Source organism: Paenirhodobacter sp., assembly GCF_041916475.1.
In the GTDB taxonomy this organism is placed as follows: Bacteria; Pseudomonadota; Alphaproteobacteria; order Rhodobacterales; family Rhodobacteraceae; genus Rhodobacter.
On the sequence record NZ_JAYRZN010000002.1, the window covers coordinates 1 to 17,165 of the forward strand.

The 17,165-nt window shown below is 68.1% G+C and carries 14 protein-coding genes; 3 read left to right on the forward strand and 11 right to left on the reverse strand.

All coding sequences use genetic code 11. The features are described 5' to 3' along the window. Positions 1–1,075 (reverse strand): ABC transporter transmembrane domain-containing protein (locus ACOMG5_RS00925; RefSeq protein WP_420342063.1); only part of this gene is annotated, 1,075 nt, incomplete at its 3' end. A gap of 565 nt (positions 1,076–1,640) precedes the next feature. On the opposite strand from ACOMG5_RS00925, the gene ACOMG5_RS00930 reads away from it, so the two are divergent. Then, a complete protein-coding gene (locus ACOMG5_RS00930; protein ID WP_420341895.1) occupies positions 1,641–2,840 on the forward strand; it encodes a pyridoxal-phosphate-dependent aminotransferase family protein in 1,200 nt (399 codons plus the stop codon). A 109-nt stretch (positions 2,841–2,949) separates the two neighbouring features. Here the strand turns inward: ACOMG5_RS00930 and ACOMG5_RS00935 are convergent, their stop codons facing one another. From ACOMG5_RS00935 to ACOMG5_RS00945, 3 genes are all read right to left on the reverse strand, one after another. Beyond that, positions 2,950–3,321 (reverse strand): DUF305 domain-containing protein, encoded by a 372-nt coding sequence (locus ACOMG5_RS00935; protein ID WP_420341896.1) that lies wholly within the window; start codon positions 3,319–3,321, stop codon positions 2,950–2,952. A 104-nt stretch (positions 3,322–3,425) separates the two neighbouring features. Next, positions 3,426–4,529, reverse strand: coding sequence for a pyridoxal phosphate-dependent aminotransferase (locus ACOMG5_RS00940; protein WP_420341897.1), 1,104 nt, complete (start codon positions 4,527–4,529; stop codon positions 3,426–3,428). Between the two features lie 39 nt (positions 4,530–4,568). Further along, the gene (locus ACOMG5_RS00945; protein WP_420341898.1) at positions 4,569–5,339 is read right to left on the reverse strand and encodes a DeoR/GlpR family DNA-binding transcription regulator; all 771 of its coding nucleotides are present in this window, start codon (positions 5,337–5,339) and stop codon (positions 4,569–4,571) included. A 135-nt stretch (positions 5,340–5,474) separates the two neighbouring features. On the opposite strand from ACOMG5_RS00945, the gene glpD reads away from it, so the two are divergent. Both glpD and glpK read left to right on the forward strand, forming a co-directional pair. Beyond that, positions 5,475–7,103 carry a glycerol-3-phosphate dehydrogenase gene (gene glpD / locus ACOMG5_RS00950; protein ID WP_420341899.1) on the forward strand — a complete coding sequence of 543 codons (1,629 nt, stop codon included), beginning with the start codon at positions 5,475–5,477 and terminating at the stop codon, positions 7,101–7,103. 53 nt (positions 7,104–7,156) lie between these two features. After that, a complete protein-coding gene (glpK, locus tag ACOMG5_RS00955; protein ID WP_420341900.1) occupies positions 7,157–8,647 on the forward strand; it encodes a glycerol kinase GlpK in 1,491 nt (496 codons plus the stop codon). Positions 8,648–8,700: 53 nt separating this feature from the next. Here glpK and ACOMG5_RS00960 read toward each other — a convergent pair whose 3' ends face one another. From ACOMG5_RS00960 to ACOMG5_RS00990, 7 genes are all read right to left on the reverse strand, one after another. Then, entirely contained in the window at positions 8,701–9,639 is a 939-nt protein-coding gene (locus tag ACOMG5_RS00960; RefSeq protein ID WP_420341901.1) for a 2-hydroxyacid dehydrogenase, read from the reverse strand. Beyond that, positions 9,639–10,778: a rod shape-determining protein RodA gene (gene rodA, locus ACOMG5_RS00965; RefSeq protein ID WP_420341902.1), complete on the reverse strand. Its 1,140-nt coding sequence runs from the start codon at positions 10,776–10,778 to the stop codon at positions 9,639–9,641. The genes ACOMG5_RS00960 and rodA overlap by 1 nt, the downstream gene beginning before the upstream one ends. 3 nt (positions 10,779–10,781) lie before the next feature. Continuing rightward, positions 10,782–12,725: a penicillin-binding protein 2 gene (gene mrdA / locus ACOMG5_RS00970; protein ID WP_420341903.1), complete on the reverse strand. Its 1,944-nt coding sequence runs from the start codon at positions 12,723–12,725 to the stop codon at positions 10,782–10,784. A gap of 11 nt (positions 12,726–12,736) precedes the next feature. Then, positions 12,737–13,276 (reverse strand): rod shape-determining protein MreD, encoded by a 540-nt coding sequence (locus ACOMG5_RS00975; RefSeq protein WP_420341904.1) that lies wholly within the window; start codon positions 13,274–13,276, stop codon positions 12,737–12,739. Beyond that, a complete protein-coding gene (gene mreC / locus ACOMG5_RS00980) occupies positions 13,269–14,153 on the reverse strand; it encodes a rod shape-determining protein MreC (RefSeq protein ID WP_420341905.1) in 885 nt (294 codons plus the stop codon). The genes ACOMG5_RS00975 and mreC overlap by 8 nt, the downstream gene beginning before the upstream one ends. A 5-nt stretch (positions 14,154–14,158) precedes the next feature. Then, positions 14,159–15,193 (reverse strand): rod shape-determining protein, encoded by a 1,035-nt coding sequence (locus ACOMG5_RS00985; protein WP_420341906.1) that lies wholly within the window; start codon positions 15,191–15,193, stop codon positions 14,159–14,161. 299 nt (positions 15,194–15,492) lie between these two features. After that, positions 15,493–17,049, reverse strand: a complete 1,557-nt coding sequence (locus tag ACOMG5_RS00990) for a 2-isopropylmalate synthase (RefSeq protein ID WP_420341907.1) — start codon at positions 17,047–17,049, stop codon at positions 15,493–15,495. Between the last annotated feature and the right edge of the window lie 116 nt (positions 17,050–17,165).

The following is a 17,165-nucleotide window of genomic DNA, read 5'->3' on the forward strand; positions in this document are numbered from 1 at the left end:
GCGCGGTTGTCTGCCCGGCCTCGGCGATGAAGCTGAGCCCGCGCAGCACCTCCTTGGCGCCATAGTTCAGATAGACGTCATCGAGCCGCACATCCATCTGCTGCGGCCGCGGCAGCGCCGGGACCGGATCGTGGATCTTCGGGCGGATGTCGAACACGCGGTAGATCCGCTCTAGGCTCGCCGCCGCCGATTGCCAGGTGCCCGCGAGGCCCCCCAGCCGCCGCAGCGGCTGGAACGCCAGCGCCATCGCCGTGAAGAACGACATGAACTCGCCCACGGTACGCTGCCCCTCGGCGATCTCGTGCCCGCCGAGCACCAGCACCGCAAAGAAGCCGAAGCCGGTGACCACGTCGATCAGCGCCGGGATCATGGATTGCGTGAGCGCCATCTTGATCATCGCGCGCCGGATCCGCTCCACCAGGAGCGCGAAACGGCCGATCTGATAGTCCTCCAGCCGGTTCAGCTTCACCGCCGCGATACCGTGGAACACTTCGTCGAGCCGCGTGGCCCGGGCGCCGGCCTGCGCGCGCATCTGGCCGGTCTTGCGGCGGATGTATTTCTGCGCCATCGCCGTCGGCGCAATCAGGAGCGGCGCCCCCACCAGCGCGGCCAGCGTCCAGCGCCAGTCGATCGAGACCGCCACGGCGAAGAGCGACACGAGGGCGATGGCATCGCGCCCGGCGCCGGTGATGAACACCTGCCACACGCCCTGTACGGCCTGGGTATCGCCCTGCACCCGCTCGATCAGGGCGCCGGGGGAGTTCTCCATGAAATAGCTCTGATCGAGGGTCAGCATGTGGCGCACGAGGTCCACCTGCATCTGCGAGGACGAGCTTTGCGAGATGTTCGACAGCATCGTGCGCGAGCCCACCGATGTGAGCGCGCGCAGCAGGAACAGCCCGAAGATCGCCCCGCCCGCGCCCCAGATCATGCCCGCGCGGCCTTCCACGAACACCTTGTCGAACAGCGGCTCCAGCATCCAGCTGAGCGCGCCGAGGGTCGAGCCCTCCACCACCATGAGCGCGATGGCCACCAGCATCTTCGGCCAGTGCTGGACCAGGTAGCTGCGCCACATCCGGGCAAACAGCCGGTGCGATCCGTAGGGATCCGAGTTGCTGGCCACGACACCCTCCACCTGGTTTCGGAACACGGGACTTAGCGCGAACCGGCCTGCGCGGCAAGAACGGGCCGCTGGTGCGGCGCTGCCATGCTCCGGCTGGAAAGGCCTCATGGGCCAACACTGTCGCTACCCTGGCCCGTACTGGCTCCATACAGGCGGCGCCAGCACTGGCCCCGCCGGACCGGGAAATGGCTTAGGTTTCCCCTGCCGCGGTCGGCTGGTCCGGCGATCGGGGAAGTGAAAACAGTATGAGCCCCCTGCGCCCGCCTGGCAAAGCTGCGCCAGCCGCCCATGGCGCAGAGATACCGGCGCGACCGCCCCGAAATGCCCGAAAGGCACGGCCTCCGGATCCGCCGCGCGGGGCTCGCTTCTCCCGCCGCGCATCGCCGCTTTGGCATCAGACCGGCCGCAGCCGCCGCAGCGGCGGGCCCTGCGTGATTTGTGTCGGGTACAGCCCGCCCGTTGACCGGCGCGGCAGGGTTCAGTAACCCAATCCCGCAATCAGCCTCAGGAGCAGATGATGAGCCTCGCGCAGGGCCGCCCCTATCTTGCCATTCCCGGGCCCTCGGCCATGCCCGACCGGGTGCTGGCGGCGATGCACCGCCCGGCACCGAATATCTACGAAGGCGATATCGTCGCGATGACCGAAGGCGTGATCGACGGGCTGCGCCGCGTCGCGCTCATGCAGCAGAACGTCGCCTTCTATATCAGCAACGGCCACGGCATCTGGGAGGCGGCGATCGCCAACCTGTTCTCGCGCGGCGACAGGGCGCTGTCGCTGGTCACGGGGCGCTTCGGGCTGGGCTGGGCGCAGCACGCGCGCGCGATGGGTGTGGAGGTCGATATGATCGACTTCGGCCTGCGCACACCGGTGGATCCGGGCCGTGTGGAGGCCGCGCTGCGCGCCGATCCCGCGGGGCGGATCAAGGTCGTCCTGCTGACGCATGTCGATACCGCGACGGGGGTTCTGAACGATGTGGCGGCGGTGCGCCAGGCGATCGATGCCGCGGGTCATCCGGCGCTCTTGGCGGTCGATTGCATCGCCTCGCTCGGCTGCGACCCGTTCCGCTTCGATGACTGGGGCGTGGATATCATGGTCGCCGCCAGCCAGAAGGGGCTGATGGTGCCGCCGGGCGTCGGCTTCCTGTGGTTCTCGGAAAAGGCGCGTGCGCGCTGCGCCAGCGCCGATCTGCGCACCCCCTATTGGGACTGGACGCCGCGCGCCTTCCCGCAGTTCTACTACGAATATTTTGCAGGCACCGCGCCCACGCACCATATCTTCGGTCTGGCTGAGGCGCTGAAGATGCTGCTGGACGAGGAGGGGCTGGAGCACGCCTGGGCCCGGCACGAGACGCTCGCGCGCATGGTCTGGGTGGCGTTCGATGCCTGGGGGCAGGGCGGCGATATCCGCCTGAACATCGCAGATCCCGCGCAGCGCGGCCATTCGGTCACCGCGGCGCGGCTGGGCGGCGGCGTGGCCACCCGGTTGCGCAGCTGGTGCGAGCGCGAGGCGGGCGTGACCCTCGGCATCGGGCTCGGCATGGCCGAACCCGGCACGCCGGAGGCCGACGATTTCCTGCGCGTCGCCCATATGGGCCATGTGAACGCGCATATGACGCTGGGTGTGCTCGCGGTGATGGAGGCGGGGCTGCAGGCGCTGCAGGTGCCGCATGGCGCGGGCGCGCTGGCCGCGGCCACGGCCATCTGCGCCGGGGCCTGACATCCGGGCGCGGGCGGCGCGGGGAGGGATAGACCCGCGCCGCCCGTGCTCCTCCGGGATGGGGGATGGATCCCCGGAGGTATCTCTACTTGGGCTCGTGCTGCGCAAGCTAATCCTTCATCCAGGCGATCTCGCCCTGCTGCGCGGTGATGATGTCCTGTGCCAGCTTGCGCACATCCGGATCCGAGCCGTAATCCAGCACGACTTTCGCCATGCCGATCGCGCCCTCGTGGTGGGCGATCATGCCGCGGACGAAATCCACATCGGCATCGCCGGTGTAGGGGATTTCCATCCCGGCATGCATTTCCTTGTTCACCGCGATGTAGCCCTGGGTGGAGGGCGCGGCATCCGCGGTGGAGGCCTCGGTCGACATCTTGCTCATGTCATGCCCGCTATGGGCCGCATCCTGCGCCAGCGCCGGCAGCGCGGCCCCCAGAGAGGCAAGCACGACCGCGCAGCGCAGCATATCTCGTCCGGTCATCTTTCCAGTCCGTTCTGATCCAAGGCCTTCGCCCGCAGCCTGCGGCAGAAACCGCGGCCGTGCAAATCACCAGACGGAGAGAGAAACGTGACGCGGCGTGTGCTTCAGCGGGCCCGGGCGAGGGCGCCCGGGAGGGCTGCGGCGAAGGCGGCCATCTCCGGCTCCGGGCCGCAGGATACGCGGATGCAGCGGTCTTGTGGCGCGACCCCCGGCATGCGCACGAAAATGCCGGCCGCGGCCAGCTCCTCCAGCACCCGGCGCGCGAAGGCGCCATCGGCGCCGCAGTCGATCGCGACGAAATTCGTGGCCGAGGGCAGCGGTGCCAGCCCGTTTTCCCGGGCGATGGCGGCGATCCGGTCGCGCGAGGCGGCGATCAGGCGGCGCATATAGGCGGCCCAGGTGGTGTCGCCGAGTGCCGCGAGCGCGCCGGCCTGGCCGATGCGGCTCATGCCGAAATGGTTGCGCACCTTGTCGAAGGCCGCGATCAGCGGCGCCGCCCCGATCGCATAGCCGACGCGGGCGCCCGCCATGCCATGCGCCTTGGAAAACGTCCGCATCCGGATCACGCGGGCATCATCCGGGTCCAGAGGCGCCTCGGTGCCTTCGGGCGCAAGCTCCACATAGGCCTCGTCCAGCACCAGCAGGCTGCCCTGCGGCACCTGCGCAACCATCCGCGCGATCTCGGCGCCGGGATGGGCGCTGCCCATCGGGTTGTCCGGATTGGCAATATAGATCAGCTTCGGCCCGACCTGCCGCGCCAGCGCGATCAGCGCCTCCGGGTCTTCGTGGTCGTTCTTGTAGGGCACCCGGTGCAGCACGCCGCCGAAGCCCGACACATGGAAATTGAACGTGGGATAGGCGCCGAGCGAGGTGACGACGGCATCGCCTTCAGCCACCAGCATACGCACCAGATAGCCCAGAAGCCCGTCGATCCCTTCGCCGACGACGATATTTTCCGGGCGGCAGCCGTGATGGGCGGCCAGCGCCTGCTTCAGGTCGTGGTTCTCCGGATCGCCATACATCCAGGCCGTCCCGGCCGCCGCGGCCATGGCGGCAATGGCTTTCGGGGAGGGGCCGAAGCCGTTCTCATTGGCGCCGAGGCGGGCGGTGAAAGGGTGCCCCATGCGGCGCTCCTGCGCCTCCGGCCCGACGAAGGGCACAGTGGCGGGCAGGGTCTCTACGAGCGGGGTGTAGCGTGGTCCGGTCATGCGCCTGTGCTAGGCGCAAAGCGGCGCCCGGGCAAGTGGCTAGCTGCGTGGCGGGCAGAGCGTGACCGCCGTGTGCCACTCCGTGCAGCGCCGCGCGAGGTCTGCGGGCAGGGGCGCGTCGGTGAACAGCCGGTCCACCTCCGACAGGCTCGCGATCCGCGCCGGGGCCGGGCGGCCGATCTTGCTGTGATCGCTCACCACGAAGGCCTGCCGCGCCTGGCGCAGGATCGCCCGGCTGACCCGGACTTCCGCGAGGTCGAAATCCAGCAGGTCGCCCTCCTGATCCAGCGCCGAGGTGCCGATCACCGCGTAATCCACCTTGAACTGTTCGAAGAACTGCGTCGTCAGCTCCCCCACCAGGCCCCCGTCCTGCCGGCGCAGCCCGCCGCCCGCCACCATGATCTCGCAGCCCGGATTGGCCAGCAGGATATTGGCCACATTCATGTTGTTCGTCACCACCATGATGTTCTTGTGCCCGAGCAGCGCGCGGGCGACGGCCTCGGTCGTGGTGCCGATGTTCAGGATCAGGCTGGAATTGTCGGGGATCGCCGCCGCGCAGGCCGCGCCGATGGCGGCCTTGGCCTCGGCATTCATGCGCCGGCGCGCCTCGTAGCCCAGGTTCACCACGCCTGCGCGCGGCACCGCGCCGCCATGCACCCGCTCCAGCAGCCCGGCCTCGGCCATGTCCGTCAGGTCGCGCCGAATCGTCTGCAGCGTCACGTCGAACCGCGCCGCCAGATCCTCCACCCGGACCTGCCCCTCTGCCCGTGCGAGCTCCATGATCGCGCTCTGGCGCATGTTCAGCGGCATGGTTCCTCCATTTTGGCCCAGTCTATGGGCTTCGCACCCGTTCGCAATGGCTTCGCGCGAATTGTGCGCGAAATTGTTCGGTATCGCGCAAAAACGCGCTATAAGGAGCATAGGGCATATCTGGCGGAGGCGGCGATGACACAGGCGGTAGCGGATCTCTTCGTGATCGGCGGCGGCATCAACGGCTGCGGCATTGCGCGCGATGCGGCCGGGCGCGGGCTTTCCGTGACGCTGGCGGAGCAGGGGGATCTTGCGCAGGGCACCTCTTCCGCCTCGACGAAGCTCTTCCATGGCGGGCTGCGCTATCTCGAATATTTCGAGTTCCACCTCGTGCGCGAGGCGCTCGAGGAGCGCGAGACCCTGCTCTGCGCCATGCCCCATATCAGCTGGCCAATGCGCTTCGTGCTGCCCTATTCGCCGCAGATGCGCTTCGAGAACGACACGCCCACCTCGCGGCTGCTGTCGGCGGTGATGCCCTGGATGAAGGGGCGCCGCCCGGCCTGGCTGATCCGGCTCGGGCTGTTCCTCTACGATCACCTGGGCGGGCGCAGGATCCTGCCGGGCACCCGGCGGCTGGACCTGAGCCGCGATCCGGCCGGCCAACCCTTGCGCCCGGGCTTCCGCCGCGCCTGGGAATATTCGGATTGCTGGGTGCAGGATTCGCGACTCGTGGTGCTGAATGCGCGCGATGCCGAGGCGCGTGGCGCGCGGATCCTGACGCAGACCCGTGTCGTCTCGGCGCGGCGCGTGGGCGATCTGTGGGAGATCGCCACCGAGGGCCCGCAGGGCGCAGCGCGCCATCAGGCCCGCGCGCTGGTGAATGCGGCGGGGCCCTGGATCGGCGCAGTGATCCACGATGTCGTCCATCTCGAGACCCGCGAGGGCGTGCGCCTCGTGCGCGGCAGCCATATCGTGGTGCCGAAGCTTTACGACCACGACCGCTGCTATTTCTTCCAGGGCACCGATGGGCGGATCATCTTCGCCATCCCCTATGAGCAGGATTTCACCCTGATCGGCACCACCGACAAGGACCACCACGGCACTCCCGAAGAGGCCCGCTGCACCGAGGAGGAGCGCGACTACCTTTGCGCCTTCGCCAGCCGCTATTTCACCCGCCCGGTGCGGCCCGGCGATGTGGTCTGGACCTATTCCGGCGTGCGCCCGCTCTATGACGATGGCGCAAGCTCCGCCACCGCCGCCACGCGCGATTATGTGCTGCGGGTGGATGCGGCGGGCGCGCCGGTGCTCAATATCTTCGGCGGCAAGATCACCACTTACCGGCGGCTGGCCGAACATGCGCTGGAGAAGCTCGCGCCGTTCTTCCCGCAGGCGGGCGCGGCCTGGACGGCGCGGGTGCCGCTTCCGGGCGGGGATTTCCCGGTCGATGGCGTGGCTGCGCTCACCGGGCGGATCCGGGCCGCGCATCCCTATCTCTCCGCCGCCCATGCCGCGCGGCTGGTGCGGACCTATGGCACCGAGGCGCTGGCGCTTCTTGGCGCCGCGCGCAGCTTTGAGGACCTCGGCCCGGATTTCGGCGCGACCCTCACCGGGGCGGAGGTGAATTGGCTGGTCGCGCATGAATTCGCCCGGAGCGCGGCCGATATCCTGTGGCGGCGCACGAAGCTCGGGCTGCATCTCGATCCCGCGCAGGTGGCGGCGCTTGACGCCTATCTCTTGACCTCGGGCGCCGGGGCGCAGAGGCTCGGCCCCGGAGGAGGCCCGCGCGGGCCTGAGGAGACCCCGCGCCCGCCCGACAGGCTTTGATTCAGCCCATCCCTGCGGGATCGGGCCGCCCGTTCTCATGACAGGAAGACGCGATGCCCCATATCCTTGCCATCGACCAGGGAACCACCTCGACCCGCAGCATCCTCTTCGATGCTGCGCTCCGCCCGGTCGCCTCGGCCCAGCAGGAATTCCCGCAGCACTATCCGCAGCCGGGCTGGGTCGAGCACGACCCGGCCGACCTCTGGGCCTCGGCCGCCGCCACCGCCCGCGCCGCGATCGAACGCGCGGGCCTGCGCCCCGCCGATGTGGCCGCGATCGGCATCACCAATCAGCGCGAAACCACGCTCCTGTGGGACCGGGCAACCGGCCAGCCACTGTATAACGCCATCGTCTGGCAGGACCGGCGCACCGCGGAGCGCTGCGCCGAGCTGCGCGCGGCGGGCCATGCGGAGCTGGTGCAGCGCCGCACCGGGCTGCTGCTGGACCCGTATTTCTCGGGCACGAAGCTCGCCTGGCTGCTGGACCGGATCCCCGATGCCCGCGCCCGGGCGCGGCGCGGCGAGCTGGCCTTCGGCACCGTCGACAGCTGGCTGATCTGGAACCTGACCGGCGGGCGCGTCCATGCGACCGATGCCACCAATGCCGCGCGCACCATGCTCTTCGACATCGGCGCCAATGCCTGGGACGCGGAGCTGTGCGCGCTGCTCGATATCCCGATGCAGCTCCTGCCCGAGGTGAAGGATTGCGCGGCCGATTTCGGCATGACCCGGGCCGACCTGTTCGGCCGCGAAATCCCGATCCTCGGCGTCGCCGGGGATCAGCAGGCGGCGACGGTCGGGCAGGCCTGCTTCGCGCCCGGGATGATGAAGGCCACCTATGGCACCGGCTGCTTCGCGCTGCTGAACACCGGGGCGGACCGGGTGCCCTCCAGCCACCGGCTGCTGAGCACGATCGCCTACCGGCTGGAGGGGCGCACGACCTATGCGCTCGAAGGCTCGATCTTCATCGCGGGGGCGGTGGTGCAATGGCTGCGCGACGGGCTGAAGCTGATCCGCACCGCGCCGGAGACGCAGCCGCTGGCCGAGGCCGCGGATCCGCTGCAGGAGGTGGTCATGGTCCCCGCCTTCACCGGCCTTGGCGCGCCCTACTGGCGGCCGGACTGCCGGGGCGCGGTGTTCGGGCTCACGCGGAATTCGGGGCCTGCGGAATTTGCCCGCGCGGCTTTGGAAAGCGTGGGCTATCAGACCCGGGACCTGCTGGAGGCGATGCATGCCGATTGGGGCGCGCGGGAGGCGGGCGTGCTGCGCGTCGATGGCGGCATGGCGGCGAGCGACTGGACGATGCAGTTCCTGGCCGACATCCTGGGCGCGCCGGTGGACAGGCCGAAGGTGACGGAAACGACCGCGCTCGGGGCGGCCTATCTCGCGGGGCTGCGCGCCGGGATCTGCGCACCGCCCGAGGCGTTCGGCCGCGGCTGGGCGCTGGAGCGCCGCTTCACGCCGCATATGGCGCCCGCGCTGCGCGCACAGAAATATGCCCGCTGGCAGCGCGCGGTAGAGGCCACGAGGGCCGCCGCCGGATAGCCGATTATTGCTCCGGGGGCTGCGTGCGGGCGGGGCGCCCGCAGCCCGGGCGCTCAGTAGCCGCGCGCGCGGTCCACCAGATGCAGGAATGGCGCGCCCGCCTCGCCGCGGCGGATGTTCTCGGCCACCACGCGCGCGGCCGAGGACGGCCGCGTGGCCGCCGCGATATGCGGGGTGACTGTTACTTGCGGATGCGCCCAGAACGGATGCGCGGCGGGCAGGGGCTCCTGGCGGAACACATCAAGCACCGCATGGCCGAGCGCCCCCGCATCCAGCGCCGCCAGCAGCGCCGCCTCGTCGATCAGGGTGCCGCGCCCCGGGTTCAGCACCACGGCGCCCTTCGGAAGCAGGGCGATGGTTTCGGCATTGAGCAGGTTCTCGGTCTCGGGCGTGTTGGGCAGGATCAGCACGAGGATTTCCGCCCCGCGCAGCGCCGCCTGCAGCCCCTCCGGCCCGCTCAGGCAGGTGATGCCCGCAAGCGCGCGCGGGCTGCGGCTCCAGCCGGTGACGCGAAACCCGAGCCCTGCGAGCGTGCCCGCGCAGGCCGCGCCCAGCACGCCGAGGCCCAGCACCGTCACCTGCCGCTCCGCCGCGAGGGGGGCCGCCTGATCGTTGCGCCACTGGCCATCCTGCGCGCCGCGCCAGAAATCCAGCCGCAGGTGCTGCGCCAGCACATGGCCGGTCACCCATTCGACCATGCCGCGCTCCAGCCCCTCATCGACCATCCGGCACAGCGGCTGGGTCAGGGTCTGGTTGCCCACCACGCGCTCCACCCCGGCCCAGAGGCTCAGCACCGCCTTCGCGCGGCTGTAGGGCGCAAAATCGCTCAGCGGCCCGGTGGGGGCATAGACGATGTAATCCACGCTCTCGGGCGCCGCCGCGCCGGGCAGGACCAGCCGCGCCTTAACCCCCGCCGCATCCAGCGCCTGCGTGAGCGCGGGCGCATATTCGCCCCATTCTCCGGCCTCTCCGGCATACAAAACCGTGAGCATCAGCGCGGCCTGTGCACGTTCGCGCTCTGCACGAGGCCGAAGGCGCTCAGCAGGATCATCATCTGGGTTCCTCCATAACTCACCAGCGGCAGGGGCACCCCCACCACCGGCATCAGCCCCATCACCATGCACATGTTGATCGCGAAGAAGAAGAAGAACGTCCCCGCCACCCCCATCGTCAGCAGGCTGGAAAAGCGGTCCTTGTTCACCAGCGCCGCCTGCAGCGAGAAGGCGATGATGCCGGCATAGAGCATCAGGAGGCCGAAGGCGCCGACGAAGCCGAATTCCTCGGCCAACGTGGTGAAGATGAAATCGGTGTGCTTCTCGGGCAGGAAGTTCAGCCGCGATTGCGTGCCCTGCATGTAGCCGCGCCCCGAATAGCCGCCCGAGCCGAGCGCGATCTGCGCCTGCATGATGTTGTAGCCCGCGCCGAGCGGATCCTGGGTCGGGTCGAGGAAGGTATCGATCCGGCGGAACTGATAATCGTGCAGGAGCTGCCAGTCGGTGCCCCGGCTCTCCAACACCCCGAACACGAGGGCCACGATCAGCGCGATCACCGTGCCGAAATACCACAGGCTGACCCCGGCCGCGAACATGACGAAGCCGCCGCCCAGCACCAGCATCACCGCCGTGCCGAGGTCTGGCTGCGTGAGCACGAGGAAGGTCGGCATCAGGATCAGCGTCACCGGGAGCAGGACCCAGAGCGGGCGCGAGACCTTCTCCACCGGCAGCCAGTCGTAATAGGCCGCAAGCAGCATCACCAGCGCGATTTTCATCAGCTCCGAGGGCTGCAGCCGCAGCGGCCCGAGGTCGAGCCAGCGCTGCGCGCCCATGCCGATTTCACCCACCAGCTCCACCGCCAGCAGCAACAGCAGCGCCACCGCATAGGCCACGCCCGAAATGTTGCGCCAGAACCAGATCGGCGTGAAGCCGATCACCACCATCAGCAGCATCCCGGCTGCGAAGCGCTCCATCTGCGGCTCGGCCCAGCGGCTCACATCGCCGCCCGCGACCGAATAGAGCATCAGGAACCCGGTGCAGCTCACCGCCGTCAGCAGGATCATCAGCGGATAGTTCAGATACAGGACCTTGCGCAGCCCGGTCGGAACCGTCTTCAGGTTGTTTTCCAGATAGCTCATCGCTCAGGCCCGCGTCCTTGTGCCGCCCGGGGCATTGGGGTCGACCAGCTTCATGCTGTCGAACCGGCTCTGTACCTCGTCGCGCTGGCCCGAAGGATAGGCCTCCAGCGGCGGCAGCCCGCCCGCAAGCGCAAACAGCAGGATGTCGCGCGCCATCGGCGCCGCCGCGGTGGAGCCGCCGCCGCCATGCTCCACGATCAGGCTGACCGCATATTTCGGGTTGTCCGCCGGCGCATAGCAGACGAACAGCGCATGGTCGCGCCGGTTCCAGGGCAGCTGTTCGTTGCGCAGCACGCCGCGGGCGCGCTCGGCGGTGGAAATATTGCGCACCTGGCTGGTGCCGGTCTTGCCCGCCATCTTCCATTCCGCCAGCGCGATGCGCGATTTGGCCGCAGTGCCGCGGTTGCCGTTCATCACCATGATCATGCCGCGGCGCACATTGTCGAGCCAGCTTTCGCGCAGGCCGAGCGCCGGGGCCGGGGCCGGCGGCACCTCCACCCCGTTGCGCGAGCGCACGAGCCGGGGCTCCACCGCGCGCCCGGAAGCGAGCCGTGCCGTCATCACCGCGAGATGCAGCGGCGAGGCCAGCACATAGCCCTGGCCGATGGAGGCGTTGATCGTATCGCCGATCCGCCATTCCTTGTCGTAGCGCTCTTTCTTCCAGGCCTTGGATGGTGCCACGCCTTCGGCCACCGCCGACATCGGCAGGTCGTGGCGCACGCCCACGCCCATGCGCTTGGCCATCTCGCCGATCTTGTCGATGCCGACGCGCTGCGCGACCTCGTAGAAATACACGTCGCAGGATTGCTCGAGCGCCTGCGAGACATTCACGCGCCCGTGGCCGGAATGCTTCCAGCAGTGGAACTTGCGCCCGCCCATTTCATAATAGCCCGGGCAATAGACGGTATCATCGGCGCCCACGACGCCCGCATCCAGCGCGGCCAGCGCCGTCACCACCTTGAAGGTCGAGCCCGGCGGATACAGGCCCTGCACGGATTTGTCGGCCAGAGGGCGGTGGTCGTTCTCCATCAGCGCCTTGTATTCGGCCGAGCTGATCCCGCGCACGAACACGTTCGGGTCGAAGGACGGATCCGAGGCGATGGCCAGAATGTCGCCATTGGTCACATCCATCACTACCGCAGCGGCGGATTCGCCCTTCAGCCGCTCGTGCACGAAATTCTGCAGCCGGTAATCCACCGTCAGCTGCAGCGTGACCCCGGGCTCACCCTCGCGCCGGTCGATCTCGCGCATCTCGCGGCCCATGGCATTGACCTCGATCCGCCGCTGCCCGGCCTTGCCGCGCAGATCGTCCTCGAGCTTTGCCTCGACCCCGGTCTTGCCGATCTGGAATTTCGGGATCCGCAACAGCGGGTCCGGATCCTCGATCTTCTTCAGGTCGTAATCCGAGACCGCGCCGACATAGCCCAGCACATGGGCGAAATCATAGCCCCGCGGATAGATCCGCGAGAGGCCCGCATCGGGCGAGACGCCGGGCAGGGCGGGGGTATTCACCGCCACGCGCGAAAATTCCTCCCAGCTCAGCCGGTCAGCGACCTGAACCGGGGCATGCGGCGGCTGGCGGCGGATCTCGGTGAGCACATCCTCGGCCTGCGCATCGCTCAGCGGGATCAGGCGGCGCAGGTCGGTCAGCACCTTTTCCACGTCGCCCGCATCCTCGCGGGTGATGGTGACGCGGTAGTTCTGCTCGTTGCCCGCGATCAGTACGCCGTTGCGGTCATAGATCAGCCCGCGCGCGGGCGGGATCAGCCGGATCTTGATCGAATTGCCATCAGCCAGCAGCCGGTAGTCGTCGGCATGCTCCAGCTGCATCTTGCGCATCCTCAGGCCGATGACCGAAATCACCGCCGCCTGCGCCACGCCCAGCATCAGCCCGCGCCGGGTGATCGCGGAGCGGCTGGCCTGAACGTCCTTTTGCGACTTCTTCATGCCCGCACCCCTTACAGCCTGCGCCCATAGGACGCATCGCCCCCCGGCACCGGCCGGCGCAGCCCGAAGGCCATCGCCGAAAGTGCCACGACGAAGGGATAGGCGACAAGCGTCATCAGATAACGCAGCAGTTCCAGCCCGAGCGCGGGCTGATCCACCATGAACAGCGCCAGCACCAGCCGGGTCGTCAGCAGCATCACCAGCATCGCCGCCGCGACGATGAGAATTTCCGCCGGCAAGGACAGACTGCGCGCCGGATTGACCCGGCTGCGCAGGAATTCGGTGCCACCCAGCACAATCAGCGGCACAAGGCCGAGCGGGCGCCAGTAGATCAGGTCCTCGAACAGGAAGATCGCCACGATCAGCAGCGCGGGCACATAATCGGGGCGCCGCAGCAGCCAGGCGAAGGTGAAGGCCAGCATCAGGTCCGGCCCCGGAATGCCGTGGCTGACCGGGCTGATCGGCAGAAGGCGCAGGAAGGTCGTCACCGCCGCGATCGCCGCGAACAGCGCCATATGGCCCAGCCTGCGCGAGGCGACCGGATCAACCATTGCTGCCGCCCGGGCCCGGCGCCGTCGGCGGCGGGATCAGGGGGCCTGCGTCATGTAGCTGCTCGGCCGGATGCGAGCGCAGCACGCGCAGGAAATCGAGCCGCCCATAATCGGCCGCGAGCCGCACCCTGAGCCGCCGGTCCTGACCCTGCATCACCTGCCCGACCAGAAGCCCCGCCGGGAACACGCCGCCATCGCCCGAGCTCACCACGCGGTCGCCGGGGCGGACCTGATCGGGGTTCTCGAGGAAATCCACCGCCGGGAAGGGGGTGTTGTCGCCCGACAGGATCGCCCTCTGACCGGAGGGCTGGATCGTGACCGGGATTCGGCTGGAGGTATCGGTGAGCAGCACGACGCGGCTGGTCGAATTGCCAACGCCGGAGATGCGGCCAACAAGGCCGAGTCCGTCCATCGTTGCCCAACCATCAACAATCCCGTCGCGGGAGCCAACATTGAGCAGCACGGATTGCCGGAACGGCGAGCCGCTATCGGCCAGGACGACGCCCGAGACCGACGTGAGCTTCGGATCCAGCCGCACCTGGTTCTGCGCGAGCAGCTTGGCGTTCTGCTGCTCCAGCTGTACGGCGGCTTCCTTCCAGGCGCGCATCTGCTGCAATTCGCGGCGCAGTTCCTGGTTCTGTTCATAGATCCGGGCGTAGGACTGGAAGTTCTCCACCATGCCCAGCACCTTCGTCACCGGCACCATAGCCCAGTCGAAGGTCGGCACGAAACGGTCCACGAAGGCGGAGCGGAACCGCTCCACCCGCGGGCTGTCGATGCGCCAGACGAGGAAGGTCGCAGCCAGAGCCAGCGCCAGGATCGCAATCGCGATCCGGCGCAGCGGGCCTGCGTAGTCCTCGTCGCGGTCTCTGGCCATGGGCCTCAGCTGTCGTAATCGATCACGTGGCGCAGTTGCTTCTCGTATTCCAGCGCCTTGCCGGTGCCGAGGGCAACGCAATTCAGCGTCTGATCCGCGATCGAGATCGACAGGCCGGTCTGCTCGCGCAGGCTCAGGTCCAGCTCGCCCAGCAGCGCGCCGCCACCGGTGAGCATCACGCCCCGGTCGACGATATCGGCCGCGAGATCGGGCGGGGTCGCTTCCAGCGCCTGCATCACGGCGTCGCAGATCTGCTGCACCGGCTCGCTCAGCGCCTCGGCGATCTGCGCCTGGGTGATCTCCACTTCCTTCGGCACGCCGTTCAGCAGGTCGCGCCCGCGTACCATCAGGCTCGCGCCGCGGCCGTCGTCGGGCATGCGCGCGGTGCCGATCGTGGTCTTGATGCGCTCCGCCGTGGCTTCGCCCACCAGCAGGTTCTGGTTGCGGCGCAGATAGCTGATGATCGCCTCGTCCATACGGTCGCCGCCGACGCGGACCGAGCGCGCATAGACGATGTCACCGAGGCTCAGCACCGCGACCTCGGTGGTGCCGCCGCCGATATCGACGACCATCGAGCCGGTGGGGTCGGTGATCGGCATCCCCGCACCGATCGCCGCCGCGATCGGCTCCGCGATCAGGCCGGCGCGGCGCGCGCCCGCCGAGAGCACCGATTGCCGGATCGCGCGCTTCTCCACCGGGGTGGCGCCATGGGGCACGCAGACGATGATCTTGGGCTTCGAGAGGGTGGAGCGCCTGTGCACCTTGCGGATGAAATGCTTGATCATCTCCTCGGCGCTGTCGAAATCCGCGATGACGCCCTCACGCATCGGACGGATCGCCTCGATGCTACCCGGGGTGCGGCCGAGCATCAGCTTCGCATCCTCGCCCACGGCGAGCACCTGTTTCTTGCCGTCCTTGACATGATAGGCGACGACCGAAGGTTCGTTCAGGACGATGCCCTTGCCCTTCATATAGACGAGCGTGTTCGCCGTCCCGAGGTCGATCGCCATGTCCGAGGAGAAGATCCCGCCAAGTCCCATATGTCCGAATCCCGCTTGCCCTGTGCCGCGACTCGCCCCGAGAGCGGCTTTGCGCCCATATAGGCAAAGGCTCCGCGCGGCGAAAGGCGATTTCCCGCAGGCCCGCGCGGGCTCAGCGGCATTCCGCGGGGGGGGAGTGTACTGCTATCACTTTTACAATATTAGCCTTCTCGCTCCTGCATCTTATCCAGCAATAATTTCACTTATACAACCTGTCACGAAATCGTGCGGTTCTCGCGCCGTTGCCATGAAAAAGGGCGCCGGAAACCGGCGCCCTGGAGAAGCTGCGCCGAGGGCGCTCAGACCTTGTAGCTCACCGTCTTCATATCGGCATCGGGCGCGGTCTTCTGGCTGCGTACCCGCAGCCGGTTCAGCGCGCCGACATATGCCTTCACGCTCGCCAGGATCGTATCGGTATCGGCGGCGGAGCCGGTGACGATGCGCCCGTCCTCCTCCAGCCGCACGCTCACCGTGGCCTGCGCATCGGTGCCCTGCGTCACCGCCTGCACCTGATAGACCTTCAGCCGCGCATTGGTCGGATAGATCGCCTTCACCGCCTTGAAGCAGGCATCGACCGGCCCGTCGCCCGGCACGCGGGCGGATTTCTCGGTGCCATCCACCGTCATCTTCAGCTCGGCTTCCTGCCCGTCCGATCCACAAACCACGCGCAGCCATTTCACCTGCAGATAGTCGTTCTCGGTGTTCGCCGTGGAATCCGACATCAGCGCGACCAGATCCTCGTCGTAGATCTCCTTCTTGCGGTCGGCCAGCGCCTTGAACCGCACGAAGACGTCGTTCAGCTGGTTCTCCGCCAGATCGAAGCCCAGATCGGCCAGCTTCGAGCGCAGCGCCGCGCGGCCCGAATGCTTACCCATCGCGATGTTGGTCTCGTTCAGGCCGATATCGGCGGGGCGCATGATCTCGAAGGTCTCGACGTTCTTCAGTACGCCGTCCTGGTGGATGCCCGATTCATGCAAGAAGGCGTTCTTGCCGACCACCGCCTTGTTGAACTGCACCGGGAAGCCCGAAACCTGGCTCACCCGGCGCGACAGGTTCATGATCTTGGTGGTGTCGATCGCGGTGGTGTAGGGCATCAGGTCGCGCCGCACCTTGATCGCCATCACCACTTCTTCCAGCGCGGTGTTGCCCGCCCGTTCGCCCAGCCCGTTGATCGTGCACTCGATCTGCCGCGCGCCCGCCGAAACCGCCGCCAGCGAGTTCGCCGTCGCCATGCCCAGGTCGTTGTGGCAATGCGTGGCGAAGATCACCTGATCGGCGCCCGGCACCTTTTCCAGCAGCATGCGGATGATGTCCGCGCTTTCCTGCGGCAGGGTGTAGCCCACGGTGTCGGGGATGTTGATGGTGCTGGCGCCGGCCTTGATCGCGGCCTCCACCACCCGGCACAGATAGTCGCGCTCGGTCCGGATCGCATCCATCGCCGACCATTGCACATCCGCGCACAGGTTGCGGGCATGGGTCACGGTGTCATGGATGCGCTCGATCATCTGGTCCTGATCGAGGTTGGTGATGCCGCGGTGGCTCGGCGAGGTGCCGATGAAGGTGTGGATGCGCGGCTTCGCGGCGTGCTTCACCGCCTCCCAGCAGCGGTCGATATCCTTGTAATTGGCCCGGCTCAGGCCACAGATCACCGAATTCTTCGAGCGGCGGGCAATTTCGGAGACCGCCTCGAAATCGCCTTCGGAGGCGATCGGGAAGCCCGCCTCGATGATGTCCACCCCCATTTCATCGAGCAGCTGGGCAATCTCCAGCTTCTCGTCATGGGTCATGGTGGCGCCGGGCGATTGCTCGCCGTCACGCAGGGTGGTGTCGAAAATCAGGACGCGGTTGTCGGTCATGGGTCAGGTCTCCTCGCGGGGTGTTCCTAGCTGTGCGTGGGTCCGAAGGCCAGCGGTCGCGTGGGCTTCGGTGCGGTCCGGGCGCTGGATACCCCTGAGCGGTCGCGCCCGAAGGC

Excerpts from the sequence above, each read along its gene's own strand:
- ACOMG5_RS00930 (WP_420341895.1), top strand. The coding sequence starts at position 1,641 with ATGAGCCTCGCGCAGGGCCGCCCCTATCTTGCCATTCCCGGGCCCTCG.
- ACOMG5_RS00935 (WP_420341896.1), bottom strand. The coding sequence starts at position 3,321 with ATGACCGGACGAGATATGCTGCGCTGCGCGGTCGTGCTTGCCTCTCTG.
- ACOMG5_RS00940 (WP_420341897.1), bottom strand. The coding sequence starts at position 4,529 with ATGACCGGACCACGCTACACCCCGCTCGTAGAGACCCTGCCCGCCACT.
- ACOMG5_RS00945 (WP_420341898.1), bottom strand. The coding sequence starts at position 5,339 with ATGCCGCTGAACATGCGCCAGAGCGCGATCATGGAGCTCGCACGGGCA.
- glpD (WP_420341899.1), top strand. The coding sequence starts at position 5,475 with ATGACACAGGCGGTAGCGGATCTCTTCGTGATCGGCGGCGGCATCAAC.
- glpK (WP_420341900.1), top strand. The coding sequence starts at position 7,157 with ATGCCCCATATCCTTGCCATCGACCAGGGAACCACCTCGACCCGCAGC.
- ACOMG5_RS00960 (WP_420341901.1), bottom strand. The coding sequence starts at position 9,639 with ATGCTCACGGTTTTGTATGCCGGAGAGGCCGGAGAATGGGGCGAATAT.
- rodA (WP_420341902.1), bottom strand. The coding sequence starts at position 10,778 with ATGAGCTATCTGGAAAACAACCTGAAGACGGTTCCGACCGGGCTGCGC.
- mrdA (WP_420341903.1), bottom strand. The coding sequence starts at position 12,725 with ATGAAGAAGTCGCAAAAGGACGTTCAGGCCAGCCGCTCCGCGATCACC.
- ACOMG5_RS00975 (WP_420341904.1), bottom strand. The coding sequence starts at position 13,276 with ATGGTTGATCCGGTCGCCTCGCGCAGGCTGGGCCATATGGCGCTGTTC.
- mreC (WP_420341905.1), bottom strand. The coding sequence starts at position 14,153 with ATGGCCAGAGACCGCGACGAGGACTACGCAGGCCCGCTGCGCCGGATC.
- ACOMG5_RS00985 (WP_420341906.1), bottom strand. The coding sequence starts at position 15,193 with ATGGGACTTGGCGGGATCTTCTCCTCGGACATGGCGATCGACCTCGGG.
- ACOMG5_RS00990 (WP_420341907.1), bottom strand. The coding sequence starts at position 17,049 with ATGACCGACAACCGCGTCCTGATTTTCGACACCACCCTGCGTGACGGC.